We start from the raw sequence: 16,029 nt of genomic DNA, 5'->3' as shown, positions 1-16,029 counted from the left end.
AGCCTGTTATGCGAACAGCTAGGAGAGGAGTTGTTGGGATCAGATCACCCCGAGCTCTCTTAAGCGTTCCATCAGGTAACTGTCAGCCGTATATCGGCTTGAAAGTACAACTTCTGGTTTAGGATGTAAAAACAGAGGCAGTGAGACTCTCGCTTTTGAGGTGTCGGCGCCTACCGGATTAACGACTCTATGTGTAGTGGAAGGGAAGTAGCCTCCAGAGGCTTCTTGCAACATATCACCGATATTGATGATGAGATTGCCGAAGTCACAAGGTACATCTAACCAGTTACCATCTTTGGTTTTTACCTGTAACCCGGGTTCATTCGCTGCCGGTAAGATAGTCAGTAAGTTAATGTCTTCATGAGCGGCGGCGCGTATTGCACCAGGTTCTTCGTTGCCAGACATTGCCGGATAATGCAGAACACGCAATAAGGTTTTATGGCTGTCTTCAATCATCTTAGGCAGGGCGATAGAGTAATTCACTGCGACTTCGGCAGGGGTATGTGTTTCAACCCATTGCAGCAGTTCGGCAGCCAACTCATTTGCCCGTTGATAATAGGCTAAGATATTTTCTCTTAATGAATCGGGAATACGACCCCATGGGTAAACATGGTAATACTCTTTAATATCTTTAACAGTATGGCCTTTAGCCGTTTCAGATATTTCTGAGGGGAAAAAACCATCTTGTGTTTCCGGTTTAAACAGAAAATCTTGCTTCTCCGAACTATTGAAGAATGCCTGCCACTCCTGATAGATAGTTTCTACCAGAGATTTATCTATGGTGTGGTTGGACAGTACGCCGAAGCCTGTGTCTCGTAAGGACTGTACAAATTTTTCTGCACTATCATGAGCTTGGTAATTAATTGTTTCTAGTTTCATCTCAATTCTTCTTATTTTGTGACCCCGACGCATTCTAACCAGCAGATGGCTGACTCGCAACTAAGTGTGATTGAAATCACGTTTTTATTATTTTCAATCTAAATCAATGCACCATAATGAGGAAAAAACTTACCAATAAATAATTAGATAGGGGTGAACAAGCCTTAAAAAATAAAGTGACATTAATTCCGACTAAAATGATACAGAATAGGCTGCATTGATTGAGGTTAGGCTATTTGGTAGCCGTGGGATATTGTCGGTCAGGGCAATGAAAGAGATAATGCCTATGCCGGGTCTTATGAATATGACTTTTTAAGGTAGAGAAAGCATCATGGGAAAATTAACTGAATTTGAACGATTTGTCATCGAGGATAAAGGGACCGAACGACCTTTTAGTGGTGAATATCATCTGCATGATGCTAAAGGTGTCTATCTGTGCAAACGTTGTGATGCACCTCTGTATCTGTCCGAGAGTAAGTTTAATGCCCATTGTGGATGGCCGGCTTTTGATGATGAGATTCCTGGAGCCGTTAAACGAGTCGCCGATAGTGATGGTGTACGGGTCGAGATAACCTGTGCGGCGTGTGGCGGCCATTTAGGGCATGTTTTTGAAGGTGAGTATCTTACCGATAAAAATGTCAGACATTGTGTCAACTCTGTGTCTCTGAGTTTTAAGTCGAGCGATGAGATAAATTTGAAATCTGAAGCGAGTGTGGCGACATTTGGCGGAGGCTGCTTTTGGTGTATCGAAGCCATTTTTTCAGAGCTCAATGGAGTCATTGACGTGACTTCCGGCTATAGTGGCGGAGATGCCGGGACGGCTAACTATAAAGATGTCTGCAGTGCGTCTACAGGCCATGCCGAAGTGATACAGATAAAATTCGACTCTGATACTATCAGTTTCGATGAACTGCTGGAGGTCTTTTGGATGAGTCACGATCCGACGACACTCAATCAACAGGGTCATGATGTCGGTCCGCAATATCGATCGGTTATTTTTGCCCATGATGCGCAGCAAGTGGATAGCGCTAACCGTATGATTGAGAGGTTAACAGAAGCTAAAGCCTGGAACAGGCCTATAGTGACAGAAATCACCGCATTTCAAACATTTTATCCAGCCGAGAATTACCACAAAGATTATTTTGAACTTAATGGTGAACAACCCTATTGCCAGGTGGTTATCAAACCTAAACTGGATAAATTTAGGTTGGCATTTGCGTCCAAATTAAAATAATACCTTTTGGTATAAAGCAGGCATAAAAAAGGCGAGTTATATACTCGCCTTTCTATTACACCATCTCACTGACAAGTAAATTATGAATCTAATTTATCATCGGCAATTTTGTAGTGAGGGTCTTCAATAAGGTTCACTTCAACCAAATCGCCAGCCTTGTGCAGTAACTTCTTACAGTCATTACTGAGGTGACGTAGATGCAGTTTTTTACCATTTGAACCATAGCGCTCGGCAAGAGTATCGATGGCATCCAGTGCCGAGTGATCACATACACGAGAGTTTTGGAAGTCTACGATCACATCGACAGGATCCGTATTAGCGTGGAACAGCTCTAAAAATTCGGCTGCTGAACCAAAAAATAGTGGTCCGTTAAGCTTATATACTTTCCAACCATTCGCATCTTCGCTGATATCTACATTGATGTGCTTCGCATGCTCCCAGGCAAAAACCAGGGCAGATACAATAACACCGACGAAAACGGCGAAAGCTAAGTCAGTAAACACTGTGACGATAGTGACCAGTATGATGACAAAAGCATCGTGCTTAGGTACTTTGCTCATCACCTTAAAGCTGGCCCATTCGAAGGTGCCAAGTACAACCATAAACATAACACCAACGAGTGCTGCTAACGGTATCATTTCGATGAGTGAAGAACCGAAAAGGATAAAGGCGAGTAGAGCAAGCGCCGCCGTGATACCGGATAAACGTCCACGACCACCAGAATTGATGTTAATCATAGACTGGCCGATCATCGCACAACCACCCATGGCACCAAAGAAGCCACTGGTTATATTACCGACACCTTGACCGATACACTCTTTGTTGCCCTTACCACGTGTGTTAGTCATCTCATCGATAACGGTCAGCGTTAGCAAAGATTCTATCAAGCCTACTGCCGCTAAGATCAATGAATAGGGCAGAATGATATATAACGTTTCAAGGTTAAATGAGACGGCAGGGATAGAGAAGCTAGGCAGGCTTCCCGCTATTGTCGCATTTTCGTCACCGCTCATAGATTTCAGGAAATCTAAAACGGTACGGGTATCAAGATCCAGGAAGACCACTAATAAAGTGACGGTTACGATGGCAGCCAACGAGGAGGGGACGGCAGAAGTCAGTTTCGGCAGGAACTGAATAATTGCCATAGTTAACAGTACTAAGCCCATCATCAGCATTAACTGACCTTGAGGTAACCATGTCATCATGCCGTCGGCACCGGGTACCTTAAACTGTCCAAGCTGTGCAAGGAAAATAACAATCGCCAGACCGTTCACAAAACCTATCATTACAGGGTAGGGAACGATTCGAATGAATTTTCCTAATTTCAGCAGACCAAATGAGACTTGAATGAGTCCCGCCAGAACGACTGCGGCAAAAAGGTATTGCACGCCGTGTTCAGCAACCAGAGCAACCATAACAACGGCCATTGCGCCGGTAGCACCCGATATCATACCTGGACGACCGCCAATAAGCGCAGTGATAAGCCCCATAATAAAGGCTGCATATAAGCCCACCATAGGCTCAACACCCGCTACGAAAGCGAATGCTACGGCTTCAGGAACCAGTGCAAGTGCTACAGTTAAGCCCGATAGAAGATCGGCTTTACTGCTGGCAGTTTTGTGACGAATGAGATCGAACATTTAGCCTCTGTTGTAATTTTGTTGATTTAGATTTAATTGCGGCCGCGAATACTAACAAATAATCCGCAGTAAGAAAATGAAAAAAGCCATGCTGTGATGCATGGCTTTCTTATTAATACAGCTTAACTATAGGTTATGGTTTAGCCATTTCCGAGTTTGCTGAATTGGCAGTTCTTGATTTTTCGCTCGGTGCAGTAGACTCTGAGGCTACATATTGACGGCCTGACGGCGTCGCAATATTTTCTCGGGTCTCTACAACTGGCTTAGTCATATCTGAAGTTACCATAGTGCCAAATCGACTTGAACCACCGGATTGTGCTTTCGGTGCCGCTTTAACCTTTGGCGCAGTCTCAGCCGGTGTCGATACTTGTGTTTCGACTGACGCTACAGTTTCAACTGGAGCCTCTGCTTTAACGGGAGCTTCAACTTTAACCTGACTCTCAGCTTTTACAGGAGCGGCAGGCTTGGCAGGAGCTGCAGCAGCTACAGATGCTTTGGCTTTAACTGGGGCTTCTGTTTCAACTGGAGCCTCGGTTTTAACAGGAGCTTTAGCTTTAACTGGAGCTTCAGCTTCAACTTCAACCTTAGCTTCAGCTTTCACCGGAGCGGCAGGCTTAGCTGGTGCCGCTGCAGCTACAGCTGCTTTGGTTTTCGCTGGTGCCTCTTCTTTGACTGGCGCCTCTGCTTTCACTGGTGCAGCAGGTTTAGCTGGCGCCGCTGTGGCAACCGATGCTTCAGTCTTCACTGGTGTAGCTGGTTTCGCAGGAGCGGCTGCGGCAACTGATGCTTCAGTTTTAACTGGAGCTTCTGCTTTCACAGGTTTAGCTGGCTTAGCCGGGGCAGCGGTTGCAACAGCTGCTTCAGCTTTAACGGTCGCGGCAGGTTTTGCAGGGGCTGCCGTAGCTTCAGATTTTACCGTTGCTTTAGGTTTGGCTGGCGCTTTTGCTTTAGCTGGAACGGCAGGCTTTGCCGGCGCGGCTGCTGCAACAGATGCCGTTGACTCACTCTTAGTTACCTCTGGCTTAGATGCTTCTGGTTGAGTTGCCTCAGGCTTAGCGGCCTCAGAGTTAACTGCAGTGTCTGCTTTTGGCGTAGCTTCAGCTGGACTCACTGGCTGAGCTGGAGCAGATACAGCAACAGAGGCAGCTTTCGTCTCATTGGCTTGATTTTCTACTTCAGTCTCATTTGGAACGAATGCCGGAGTTGCGTCAGATGAAGACTCGCCTTCGGTATCTTCATCGCGGCGACGACGTTGACCTGCTGCGCGAAGATGGCGAGGGCTACGACGGCTGCGACGTTGACCGTCACGTGGCTCACGCTGGTCTTTATCATCTGTGGCTTCAACGTCTTGTGAAGCTGATACTTCAACCTGGTCGGCGTCTGTCACTGATGTCGCTTGAATCGATTCAACCGCTACCGGCGTCTGCTGCTCAACTTTAGCTTCTACCTTAGTAGCTTCAACTGTATTGGCTTCAGATACGACAGCCACTTCGGCTTCAACTTGAGCTTCTTGTGCCGTTTCTTGCTGAGGCTTTGGCTTATTTGACTTTCTTGGTTGACGCTTGGTACGCGTGGTCTTCTCTTCGCTTACAGCTGTTTTAGCTGGAGCTTCAGATAGAACCTGATTTTCTTCAACTTGAGCTTGCTCATTCTCAACGCGAACCTTACGACGCATATTACGACGTTGACGACGTTCTCTGGCAACCTCTTGCTTAGGCTGGTCTTTCGATTCTACATCGGTTGCCTGAGCCGGGCGACGAGATTTACTGTCAGTACGAGATTGACGCTTGGCTTGCTCGTCCTTCCCTTTGACTTGCTTCTCTACCTTACTTGAGTCAGCGCTCTTGTTACGGCTATTACGTGCGCCTTTGTCACCCGTTTGCTCTTTGTCTTCACGATTGCGTCGATTGTCATTACGATTATCATTACGACGGGTATTACGACGGTTATTGCGATTCTGAGCGTTGCGGTTAGGCTGAGGCTTCTGCTTTGGCTCCTCTTTCTTCTCTTCAGGCTTGAACAGCGCGCTGATGGCAGAGAATAATTTAGAGACCAAACCAGGTTCAGCATCTTTCTTAGGCTCAGCTTTGACTTCTTTTTTAACACTCGATGGTTTTTCAACTTGCTTTACCGGTGCTGAGAAACCTTTTAGTGCAGGCTGCGGTGGCGCTGCGCGTTCAAGTTTTCGAGGCTCGTAAAGTTTTGCTTCAGGCTGGTCTAATAATTTATAGCTGGATTCACTGATCTGGTCGTCTTTACGATGACGAGAAACGCGATAATCCGGTGTTGTCATGTTTGGATCTGGGATCACATAGACTTCAACATCATGACGCTGCTCAGTAATGCGAATGGCTTTACGCTTTTCGTTAAGCAGGAATGCAGCAACATCGACAGGAACAACAGCTTCGATTTGAGAGGTGTTCTCTTTAATCGCTTCCTCTTCCATCAGACGTAGGATAGAAAGAGCTAATGACTCAGTTCCACGGATAGTACCCTGGCCATGACAACGAGGACATAGGTGTGCCGCAGACTCTTCAAGGGACGGACGTAGACGCTGTCTCGACATCTCCATAAGACCGAAGCGAGAGATACGACCCAGTTGAACTCGAGCTCTGTCATGATGCACGGCATCACGCATTCTATTTTCAACTTCACGCTGATGACGTACAGGTGTCATATCGATGAAATCGATAACAACCAAACCACCTAGATCGCGCAGGCGTAGTTGACGAGCAATTTCATCTGCAGCTTCTAAGTTGGTATTCAGTGCCGTCTCTTCAATATCACCACCTTTCGTTGCACGAGCGGAGTTGATATCAATTGATGTCAGGGCTTCAGTTGGATCGATAACAATCGAGCCACCAGACGGAAGACGAACTTCACGCTGGAAAGCCGATTCGATTTGCGTTTCGATCTGGAAGTGAGTGAAAAGTGGAACTTCAGCTTCATACTGCTTAATACGATCGACAAAGTCAGGACGTACCAAGGAAACATGCTGTTTAGCATCTTCAAAAATTCGTGGGTGATCGATAAGTACTTCACCAACATCACGACGAAGGTAATCACGAATTGCACGTACGATGACATTACTTTCCTGATGTATCAGGAAGGGAGCCGGACGGCCATCAGCGGCTTCTTTAATCGCAGCCCAGTGATGTTCGAGTACTTTCAGGTCCCACTTAAGTTCGGCTGAATCTTTTCCAACACCCGCAGTACGAACAATCAAGCCCATACCTTGAGGCACTTCAAGTTCAGACATTGCGGCTTTAAGTTCGGTACGCTCATCACCTTCGATTCGACGAGAGATACCGCCGGCACGAGGGTTGTTTGGCATAAGAACCAGATAAGAACCCGCCAGACTGATAAAGGTAGTTAACGCGGCACCTTTGTTGCCTCGTTCCTCTTTATCTATCTGAATAATAACTTCTTGACCCTCTTTAACCACCTCTTTGATATTGGGGCGACCTTGGAAAGAGTATCCTTTTGGAAAGTATTCTCTGGCAATCTCTTTTAATGGGAGGAATCCGTGACGATCGGCACCATAGTCGACAAATGCAGCTTCAAGAGAGGGTTCTACGCGGGTGATTTTACCTTTGTAAATGTTCGCTTTTTTCTGTTCGTGACCAGGACTTTCAATATCAAGATCGTACAGTTGTTGCCCATCAACAAGGGCAACGCGCAACTCTTCAGATTGAGTTGCATTAATTAACATCCGTTTCATTATGACGTAATTCTTCTAAAATAAGGTCATCAAACGATTTATTCGGTGCATTACGGGCCTAGCATTATTAACAAGACCTCACGGCCGGTGTCTAGGCAAGGTGCGCATTTCTGTAAGACGCATTCGCTGCGTGTCGCATCCATTTATGGCTTATTTTTTAATATTTACAAAAACAAGGAATTCGTTGTAAAACGTCAACCAACCCCATAAATTATTCAGTACTTTCCGGTAATGCCAAAATCGAATTAGTGTGCGTCTGATGATAAGTTAAAATTAAACTTCGAATTTTGGGTGCGTTTTTTAGAGAAACCACCTTGTAATGTGGCTTTTCCTATTTGTTTAGTCGTTAAAACTCATTTTCGGTTTTATATTAATAAAACGACTTGCAAATCAATTACTTGCGACAAATGAAAAAGGTTTTTAGTCTCTACTTTTTGCACTAGTGGTGGAGGATTTGTGAACACTTTATTCACTGATTATCCCCAACCGCCGATGAAATATAGCAATAATCAATAAAATCAGCAAATGGAAAGACACAATATTCTTATAACTTGATGTACAATACGCTTCCTGATGTACAAAAGGCGCACCATGAATACCGAAGCACCCAAACTTAAAGTTCAGCTGGTCACAATCGACGAAGATAATGTTGGACAACGTATAGACAATTTCCTACTGACAAAACTAAAAGGTGTGCCTAAAAGCATGATCTACCGGATCGTGCGTAAAGGCGAAGTCAGGGTCAATAAAAAACGCATAAAGCCAGAATACAAGTTACAAGATGGCGATATTGTTCGGGTGCCGCCTGTTCGCATGGCCGATAAAGAGGAACGTCCGGGCCCCTCGGCAAAGCTGAGTAAAGTGTCTCAATTAGAGGATCGCATTCTATTTGAAGATAAGCACCTCATTGTCTTGAATAAGCCAGCCGGGCTTGCTGTCCATGGTGGTAGCGGTGTTGATTTTGGTATTATTGAAGCCATGCGCTCGCTTAGGCCTACACAGAAGTTCCTTGAGTTGGCACATCGCTTAGACAAAGATACCTCTGGCGTACTGCTTATCGCAAAGAAGCGTAGTGCATTGCGGCATCTACACGACCAGCTTCGTTTTAAGAAGATGCAAAAAGATTATCAGGCCCTGGTTAAAGGGACCTGGCAAGCCAGAGATAAAGCCATTAAAGCGCCTCTGCTTAAATTAACCCTTAAATCCGGTGAGCGTATAGTACGTGTCAATCAAGAGGGGAAAGAGTGTGAAACCCGCTTTAAGATATTGCAACGCTATCAGGGTTCAACCTTAGTCCAGGCTAGCCCTGTGACGGGGCGTACGCATCAAATTCGTGTTCACTGCCAGTATACCGGCCATCCAATTGCTTGCGATGAAAAATACAGTGAGCAAAAGTATGATGACAGCATGAGAGCGCTGGGACTTAATCGATTATTTCTCCATGCTGCTCAACTTAGATTTACTCATCCGGGAACCGAAGAGGTGATGATAGTCAAAGCACCTTTAGATCCTGTTCTCACTCAAACATTAGATAAATTGGTCAAAGCATGAAGCAATATGAGTTGGTGATATTCGACTGGGATGGCACCTTAATGGATTCTATCGGGAAGATTGTGAACTGTATGCAACAGACGGCGCTGACACTGAATGTCTCTATGCCTTCGGAGCAGGCTGTTCGCGATATCATCGGCTTATCCATGAATGAGGCACTTAATGTTCTTCACCCTGATGGGAGTAACGACTTTCATGGTGAGATGATTGAAGTTTACAGACAACAGTACCTCAAGCTTAATACGACACCCAGCCCATTGTTTGATGGTGTCGAATCACTGCTGACTCAGCTTAATCAAATTGGCTATCAGATTGCCGTCGCGACAGGTAAAGCAAGAGCCGGATTGAATCGGGTATTAGGGGAGACGGGGCTGGACTCTCATTTCATTGCCAGCAGATGTGCCGATGAGGCGCAGAGTAAACCTAACCCTGAGATGATTTTGCAGTTGCTCCGTCAATTGAATGTAGCGCCGGAAAAGGCTGTCATGATTGGTGATTCGATACACGATCTTAATATGGCCAATAACGCAGGTGTCGACGCAATAGGCGTAGACTATGGTGCCCACGGCATTGAACAGCTGCAACAAGCAAACCCTAAGGTAATAATCAGTTCACCTTTAGAGCTACTTCAACATCTGGGACACTGAAATTGATGAGGAGATATTATCTTAGCTTTAATATCTCTTCTAACTTCTCTTCTAGACGAGGCTGGCTGTTCGTTCATTCACTTTTTATGTAATAGTCCGGTCTGACTCTCACTCCTTACCAGTTCAATTCAGATTTAATGTGCAGCTCAAGCTACATTTGGCTTTTTTCGAGTTATACATCTCTTTGTCAGCTTTACAGATGATAGCCGATAGGTCGTTATCGTTATCATCTGCAATATAACTTCCTATACTGGCGCTCACAGGTATGTGCTCCCCGTTTATTTCAATATTCATTCTCAGCTGGATTAAGAACTGTTCGCTAAGTGCTTCGAGCTTTGCTTGATAGCTGGATCGCGGCAGACCATAGGCAAAACTGGTTAATACAACAAATTCATCGCCTCCAATTCGTGAAATAAGCTCATCCGACCCCGCACAACCTTTAATACGAGCGGCAACATCTATCAGAACCTTGTCTCCCTGATGGTGACCGAATCTGTCATTGATCAATTTAAAACCATCCAGATCTATATACATGACGGCTAGCCGTAGTTTGCCAGACTTCTGGGCATTAATTTTGTGTTGGAGTGCTTCGAACAGGGCTCGTCTATTTGATAACCCGGTGAGAGGATCGTGATTGGCAAAGTGTTCAATTTCCACTTTCGCAGCATGGATCTCACTAATATTATGGGCCGAGACAATGACCCCATGAACATTGCCACTCTCACTATAGTAAGGGTTATGGTGGACATTGAGATACATGGGAGAATGTTGGTTAGGCGGGTGGATCCAAGTTTGCGTGTTAATGGTTTCACCCGCTAATGAGCGATCCAGCAGAGGTTTTAAATGTTGACTAAACACTTCTTCGCCATGGATCTCTTCAACGGTTTTACCTATAAACTCCTGCACAGGGCGATCGAATATTGTCTCGTAGCCCTTTGAGACAACGTGATAGCGGTAATCATTATCGACAAATGACATAAATTGTTCTGAAACGGCGATCATCTGTCTATGCAAGGCAAGTTCACGGGAGATAAGCAGCCTCTTATATTCAACCCCGATCCTCTGTGCCAATAGCCTGAAAAATTCCCGTGATTTGATTGAATCGGCTTGAGACTCAGTGTCCATTACTAATATATGGCCAATGGGGCTGCCGTCATCGGCCAGGATCAGTTCAGCCTGATAACTATTTGCACCGAGATCCTTAATTAATTGAAAGTTCGGAAATAGGGTTTGAAGATCTTTGGGGTAAAGAATATGAGTGTCTGGATATCTGAGCTGGTAGATTGTTTCACAAGGAGAGCCTTTGAGATTGAACTCAAAGCCGGGAATGCTGTGCTTGATATCGCAAAAGGCTACAACCTCTGCCATCCCTTTGTTCTCTGAGGGCCTCCCAAACGCGGCCCAGCGACACTGCGTCACCAGGGCTAGTGCCTTTAATGCTCGTTGGAAAAACCGCTCATCGGTACAGGGAGCTGCGAGGAGCGCTAATGCTTCTTCTATATCTGTCATCTACCATTTCCATTGAGCGTAGGTAATACCAATCGGTATAAGACCTCCATGTCGTCGTTACGCTCAGCTGTTATCTCTCAGAGGTATTGAGCTCCCCTGTGTTGGAATAACTATATTGTAGTGGCTATGGCGAGATTATTCCTTGTTTGACCTTATGGCCTATATGAATGTGGCTGACTAATCCCTTGAGCTGCCTCAGGAGTCTATGAATGATGCTCCAGTACCTCATAACCTTGACGTGATAGCATATCGATAAGCGTTATCAAGGGAAGTCCGATTAAGGTATTAGGGTCTTTCCCCTCTAATCTGTCGAATAAGGCAATGCCCAGGCCTTCGCATTTAAAGCTACCAGCGCAAAAGTATGGCTGCTCTTTTTTCAGGTAGTATTCAATTTGCGCTGTGGTTAATGCTCTAAAGTGAACCCGAAATGTTTCGCAGTGGGCCTCACACTTACCTGTAGTGATATTGTGAAGTGCTATGCCCGTATAAAAGGTGATCACCTGATCCGACGCAGCAGTTAACTGCGACACCGCAGTCTTATGGTTTAACGGCTTGCCGATGATCTCTCCATTGATAACGGCAACTTGATCGGAACCTATCACAAGGCCTTGAGTAAACATCTCGGCACCAACGCGGGCTTTATCTTTAGCTAATCGAACAACATGTGCTTCCGGTGCCTCTTCTTTGAGCGGCGTTTCATCAATATCCGGTGAGCAAGTACAAAATGGAATGCCTAACTTTGATAGTATCTCTTTTCGATATGACGAGGTTGAGGCTAAAATAATCTGAGAGGGCATAAATAATGTGTTCCTGAAGATAATAGTTGGTACTGTCCGAGAGGTGATTTTTTCACAATAAGCTAAGATTTAGTACCGGGCTGTTTGAATTCGAGTGGAAGTTTAGCTTCGTTTCACGTTGAACATCACTCTCTTTTGATATTTCTACGACTTAAAGTGCACAACCGCTTCTATTTTAAGCATGAGCTACTTGAGTAAATCAGGCCGCTTGGGTAAAATTTCCAATCCATCAATTTTTGTTTTTAGGGTCAGAATGTGCGGTCAATTTACCTTCTTATTTAAAGATGGCAAATTTTCCTTTGACTCTGAGGATTTCAAACTATAATATGCGCGCCTTATGCAAACAGTAAAGATACCGGTTTCAATTGATCCTATACGCGCTTCGGCGAGTCAGCTTTCTTATGAAGGTGTGATTCCGCATAAGCAATTAAAGCGATTAAATGAGTTAAGTGCCGGCGACTGTTCCGATGTGACAGTGTCGTTGGAATGTGGCGTAGATATACAGGGGATAGTCTACCTGAAAGGGAAGGCTGTGACGGAGCTCACTCTGAATTGTCAACGTTGCATGACGCTATTTACCACTGAGGTTACGGTCGACTTCAACTTTAGTCCCTGTGGGAATGAAGCTGAAATCGATGAGCTCCCGGATGCGTATGACCCTATTGAGTGTAATGAAATAGGCGAAGTTCGTCTGCATCAATTGATTGAAGATGAATTGATAGTCGCTATGCCTTTAATACCTATGCACGCTAACGAAAGTTGCGGACAAGGTGATCAAGACATAGTAGTAGGCGAGATTGAACCCGCTCAACAGGAGCGTCCAAATCCGTTTGCAGTGTTAGAAAAACTGAAGAGCAAGTAATCTAGGAGACAGGTCAAATGGCTGTACAGCAGAATAAAAAATCTCGTTCAAAGCGCGGAATGCGCCGTTCACACGATTCATTGGGCACAGCTCAATTGTCAGTGGATGCTACGAGTGGTGAACTACACCGTCGTCACAACGTGACTGCGGATGGTTTCTACCGTGGTCAAAAGGTTATCAACAAGTAATTTGTTGCTACCTTTATGACTAATCTGACGCTTGCGTTAGATGCGATGGGGGGCGATTATGGTCCCCGCATCACAGTGCCTGCAGCCTTGCAGGCACTTCGTTTATATTCCTTTCTAAATTTTTATCTTGTTGGTAATAAGACTGACATTGAGAAATACCTTTCTCAGGTTGAGTCTGATGTTCTTCGACGCATTGAAATAATTCATACGACAGAAGTTGTCACCATGTCTGATCGCCCCGCACATGCGCTCAGAAACAGAAAGCAAAGCTCTATGAGATTGGCAATTGAGTTAGTCAGAGATGGCAAAGCCCAAGCTTGTCTGAGTGCCGGCAATACCGGTGCGCTGATGGCCATGTCCAAAGTGCTGCTTAAAACACTTCCGGGTATCGACAGACCTGCGCTCGTGAGTTGTCTACCTGCTGTCAATAAAACCCCGGTTTACCTTCTCGACTTAGGCGCCAATGTCTCTTGCTGTTCTGAAACACTCTTTCAGTTTGCCGTTATGGGCTCAGTACTATGTGAGGCTGTGGACAAGAATTGTTCGCCCAAGGTGGCCCTGCTTAATGTCGGTATTGAAGAGATCAAGGGAAATGACCAGGTACAACAAGCGGGTCAACTTTTACAACAAAGTCCACAGATCAATTATACTGGTTTCATTGAAGGGAACGATCTCTTTTCTGGTTGTGTCGATGTGATTGTTTGTGATGGCTTTGTAGGTAACATCACTTTAAAGACATCTGAAGGTATAGCTCGTTTACTGGTACATCAATTAGAAAAAGGGCTTACCAAAGGCTTTTTTGTACGGTTAATGGCCAAAATGATCGCTCCTCGTATAAATTCTGTCCTGAATCAGATGAACCCCGACCACTACAACGGCGCAAGTTTGATAGGATTGCGCGGAATTGTAGTAAAAAGTCATGGAAGTGCCGATGAATCTGCTTATTTACAAGCAATTAGTCTAGCTGTTACAGAGGCACAACGTCGACTCCCTCAGATGATTGAAGAACGTCTCGAGTCGATTCTTTTAGACATAAATAACTGATATCTCCTTATATGCATACAAAAATTCTTGGAACTGGTAGCTATCTACCAGCACAAGTGCGTAGCAATCAAGATCTGGAACAGATGGTTGAAACCACTGATCAGTGGATTGTTGAACGTACAGGTATTTCAGAGCGCAGAATTGCTGCCGCCGATGAGTCCGTTTCTACTATGGGCTATGAAGCTGCGGTAAAGGCGCTTGAGATGGCAGGTCTCGACGCCAATGAACTCGATATGATCGTGTGCGGCACGACGAGTGCCAGTAATGCATTTCCGGCGGCAGCTTGTGAAATTCAGGCGAAGCTTGGTGTTCATACCATTCCTGCGTTTGATATCGCAGCGGCCTGCTCAGGCTTTGTTTACGCGCTTTCGGTCGCCGACCAATTCGTTAAATCGGGTGCGGCTAAAAAGGTATTAGTGATCGGTGCGGATGTCTTATCCCGACTTTGTGAGCCTGAAGACCGCAGTACCATTATCCTGTTTGGTGATGGTGCCGGTGCGGCAGTCGTTGGTGCATCGAGCGAACCAGGTATTTTGTCTACCCATATCTATGCCGATGGCAGGCAAGCTGATCTGCTGAAATGCTCTTTCCCTCCTCGCATGGGTGAAACCTCAGAGGCTGTCGGTTACATGACAATGAAAGGCAATGATGTATTTAAAGTTGCCGTTACTCAACTGTCACAGGTTGTCACTGATACATTGCGGATCAATCAGATTGATAAATCTGAAATTGATTGGTTGGTTCCGCATCAGGCAAATTTCCGAATTATTAAGGCTACGGCTAAGAAGCTCAACATGAGCTTAGATAAGGTTGTGTTGACCTTAGCAAAGCACGGCAATACCTCAGCGGCTTCAGTGCCCATCGCTTTGGATGAGGCCGTCAGGGATGGTCGAATTCAGCGTGGCCAGCTTATCCTGCTCGAAGCTTTCGGTGCCGGATTTGCGTGGGGAAGTGCACTAATTCGTTTTTAACTCTTGTTTAAAACAATGAGTATTATTTTTTGAATTGTCATAGGTATTAAATGATGGAAAATTCTGCTTTTATTTTTCCGGGTCAAGGATCTCAAGCGATTGGGATGTTGGCCGACCTTGCTTCAGAGCATCAAATCGTTGCTGATACATTTTCTCAAGCAAGTGACGTTTTAGGATACGATTTGTGGGAGCTTGTTCAACAAGGTCCAGTCGAAACGCTCAATGAAACAGATAAGACCCAGCCTGCATTACTTACCGCTAGCGTTGCCATCTGGCGAGCCTATGAAGCTGTTGGTAAGGCAATGCCTGCAGTGCTTGCCGGCCATAGTCTGGGTGAATATTCTGCATTGGTTTGTGCGGGCGTTATTGACTTTATTGATGCCGTAAAACTCGTAGAGTTACGTGGTCAATTGATGCAACAAGCCGTGCCTGCTGGCAGTGGTGCTATGTATGCAATTATAGGTTTAGATAACGAATCTATTGCAAAGGCGTGTGAAGAAGCCGCACAGGGTGAAATTGTGAGTCCTGTGAACTATAACAGTCCTGGCCAAGTGGTTATTGCCGGCAGTAAGGCGGCAGTAGAAAGAGCTGCAGCCTTGTGCAAAGACAATGGGGCAAAAATGGCGGTAGCACTTCCCGTTAGTGTACCTTCTCATTGTGAATTGATGCGTCCAGCGGCGGAAAAGCTAGCGTCGGCACTGGAAGCTATTGAGTTTAAAACACCTAAAGTCAAGGTGATCAATAACGTCGATGTCGCCAGCCCTGAAACTGCGACAGAGATCAAAGATGCCTTGGTCAGACAGTTATATTGTCCTGTCAGATGGTCTGATAGTGTTAATGCTATGTCTGAAAGTGGCATAACTCATCTTTATGAGGTCGGGCCGGGTAAGGTGTTAACCGGATTGGCAAAACGAATTAATCGATCGCTTACTGCAAAAGCGGTCAACGATGCTGCATCATTCGCTGCATTGACCGAATAGGAGATA

The 16,029-nt window shown here is 45.4% G+C and carries 13 protein-coding genes; 8 read left to right on the top strand and 5 right to left on the bottom strand.

Annotation, left to right across the window (positions count from 1 at the left end):
• Window positions 1–39: 39 nt before the first annotated feature.
• Complete coding sequence (locus EKG39_RS11550; RefSeq protein WP_126505906.1) at window positions 40–879, bottom strand: isopenicillin N synthase family dioxygenase; 840 nt, start codon at window positions 877–879, stop codon at window positions 40–42.
• Window positions 880–1,210: 331 nt separating this feature from the next.
• Here EKG39_RS11550 and EKG39_RS11545 point away from each other — a divergent pair, with 331 nt between their 5' ends.
• The gene (locus tag EKG39_RS11545) at window positions 1,211–2,113 is read left to right on the top strand and encodes a bifunctional methionine sulfoxide reductase B/A protein (RefSeq protein ID WP_126505905.1); all 903 of its coding nucleotides are present in this window, start codon (window positions 1,211–1,213) and stop codon (window positions 2,111–2,113) included.
• Window positions 2,114–2,193: 80 nt separating this feature from the next.
• Here EKG39_RS11545 and EKG39_RS11540 read toward each other — a convergent pair whose 3' ends face one another.
• Together EKG39_RS11540 and rne are read right to left on the bottom strand one after the other, a co-directional pair.
• Window positions 2,194–3,753, bottom strand: a complete 1,560-nt coding sequence (locus EKG39_RS11540; protein ID WP_126505904.1) for a SulP family inorganic anion transporter — start codon at window positions 3,751–3,753, stop codon at window positions 2,194–2,196.
• Between the two features lie 133 nt (window positions 3,754–3,886).
• Window positions 3,887–7,474: a ribonuclease E gene (gene rne / locus EKG39_RS11535; RefSeq protein WP_126505903.1), complete on the bottom strand. Its 3,588-nt coding sequence runs from the start codon at window positions 7,472–7,474 to the stop codon at window positions 3,887–3,889.
• A 591-nt stretch (window positions 7,475–8,065) separates the two neighbouring features.
• Between rne and rluC the strand changes: the two genes are divergently transcribed.
• Complete coding sequence (rluC, locus tag EKG39_RS11530) at window positions 8,066–9,025, top strand: 23S rRNA pseudouridine(955/2504/2580) synthase RluC (protein ID WP_126505902.1); 960 nt, start codon at window positions 8,066–8,068, stop codon at window positions 9,023–9,025.
• Window positions 9,022–9,672, top strand: coding sequence for an HAD-IIIA family hydrolase (locus EKG39_RS11525; protein ID WP_126505901.1), 651 nt, complete (start codon window positions 9,022–9,024; stop codon window positions 9,670–9,672). The genes rluC and EKG39_RS11525 overlap by 4 nt, the downstream gene beginning before the upstream one ends.
• Before the next feature lie 123 nt (window positions 9,673–9,795).
• Here the strand turns inward: EKG39_RS11525 and EKG39_RS11520 are convergent, their stop codons facing one another.
• Together EKG39_RS11520 and EKG39_RS11515 are read right to left on the bottom strand one after the other, a co-directional pair.
• Complete coding sequence (locus EKG39_RS11520) at window positions 9,796–11,181, bottom strand: GGDEF domain-containing protein (protein WP_126505900.1); 1,386 nt, start codon at window positions 11,179–11,181, stop codon at window positions 9,796–9,798.
• 203 nt (window positions 11,182–11,384) lie between these two features.
• Window positions 11,385–11,978 carry a Maf family protein gene (locus EKG39_RS11515; protein WP_126505899.1) on the bottom strand — a complete coding sequence of 198 codons (594 nt, stop codon included), beginning with the start codon at window positions 11,976–11,978 and terminating at the stop codon, window positions 11,385–11,387.
• A 337-nt stretch (window positions 11,979–12,315) separates the two neighbouring features.
• Between EKG39_RS11515 and yceD the strand changes: the two genes are divergently transcribed.
• The 5 genes from yceD to fabD are packed head-to-tail and all read left to right on the top strand — an operon-like array spanning window position 12,316 to window position 16,023.
• Window positions 12,316–12,840 (top strand): 23S rRNA accumulation protein YceD, encoded by a 525-nt coding sequence (yceD, locus tag EKG39_RS11510; protein WP_126505898.1) that lies wholly within the window; start codon window positions 12,316–12,318, stop codon window positions 12,838–12,840.
• Window positions 12,841–12,857: 17 nt separating this feature from the next.
• Complete coding sequence (gene rpmF / locus EKG39_RS11505; RefSeq protein ID WP_012276873.1) at window positions 12,858–13,028, top strand: 50S ribosomal protein L32; 171 nt, start codon at window positions 12,858–12,860, stop codon at window positions 13,026–13,028.
• 15 nt (window positions 13,029–13,043) lie between these two features.
• The gene (plsX, locus tag EKG39_RS11500; protein ID WP_126505897.1) at window positions 13,044–14,072 is read left to right on the top strand and encodes a phosphate acyltransferase PlsX; all 1,029 of its coding nucleotides are present in this window, start codon (window positions 13,044–13,046) and stop codon (window positions 14,070–14,072) included.
• Between the two features lie 11 nt (window positions 14,073–14,083).
• Entirely contained in the window at window positions 14,084–15,043 is a 960-nt protein-coding gene (locus EKG39_RS11495) for a beta-ketoacyl-ACP synthase III (RefSeq protein WP_126505896.1), read from the top strand.
• A 53-nt stretch (window positions 15,044–15,096) separates the two neighbouring features.
• Window positions 15,097–16,023, top strand: coding sequence for an ACP S-malonyltransferase (gene fabD / locus EKG39_RS11490; RefSeq protein ID WP_126505895.1), 927 nt, complete (start codon window positions 15,097–15,099; stop codon window positions 16,021–16,023).
• Window positions 16,024–16,029: the final 6 nt, after the last annotated feature.

Origin of the sequence: Shewanella atlantica (genome assembly GCF_003966265.1) — a bacterium.
Classification (GTDB): domain Bacteria; phylum Pseudomonadota; class Gammaproteobacteria; order Enterobacterales; family Shewanellaceae; genus Shewanella; species Shewanella atlantica.
Note: the sequence above shows the minus strand (reverse complement) of the source record. Positions and strands in the feature narration are given on the sequence as shown.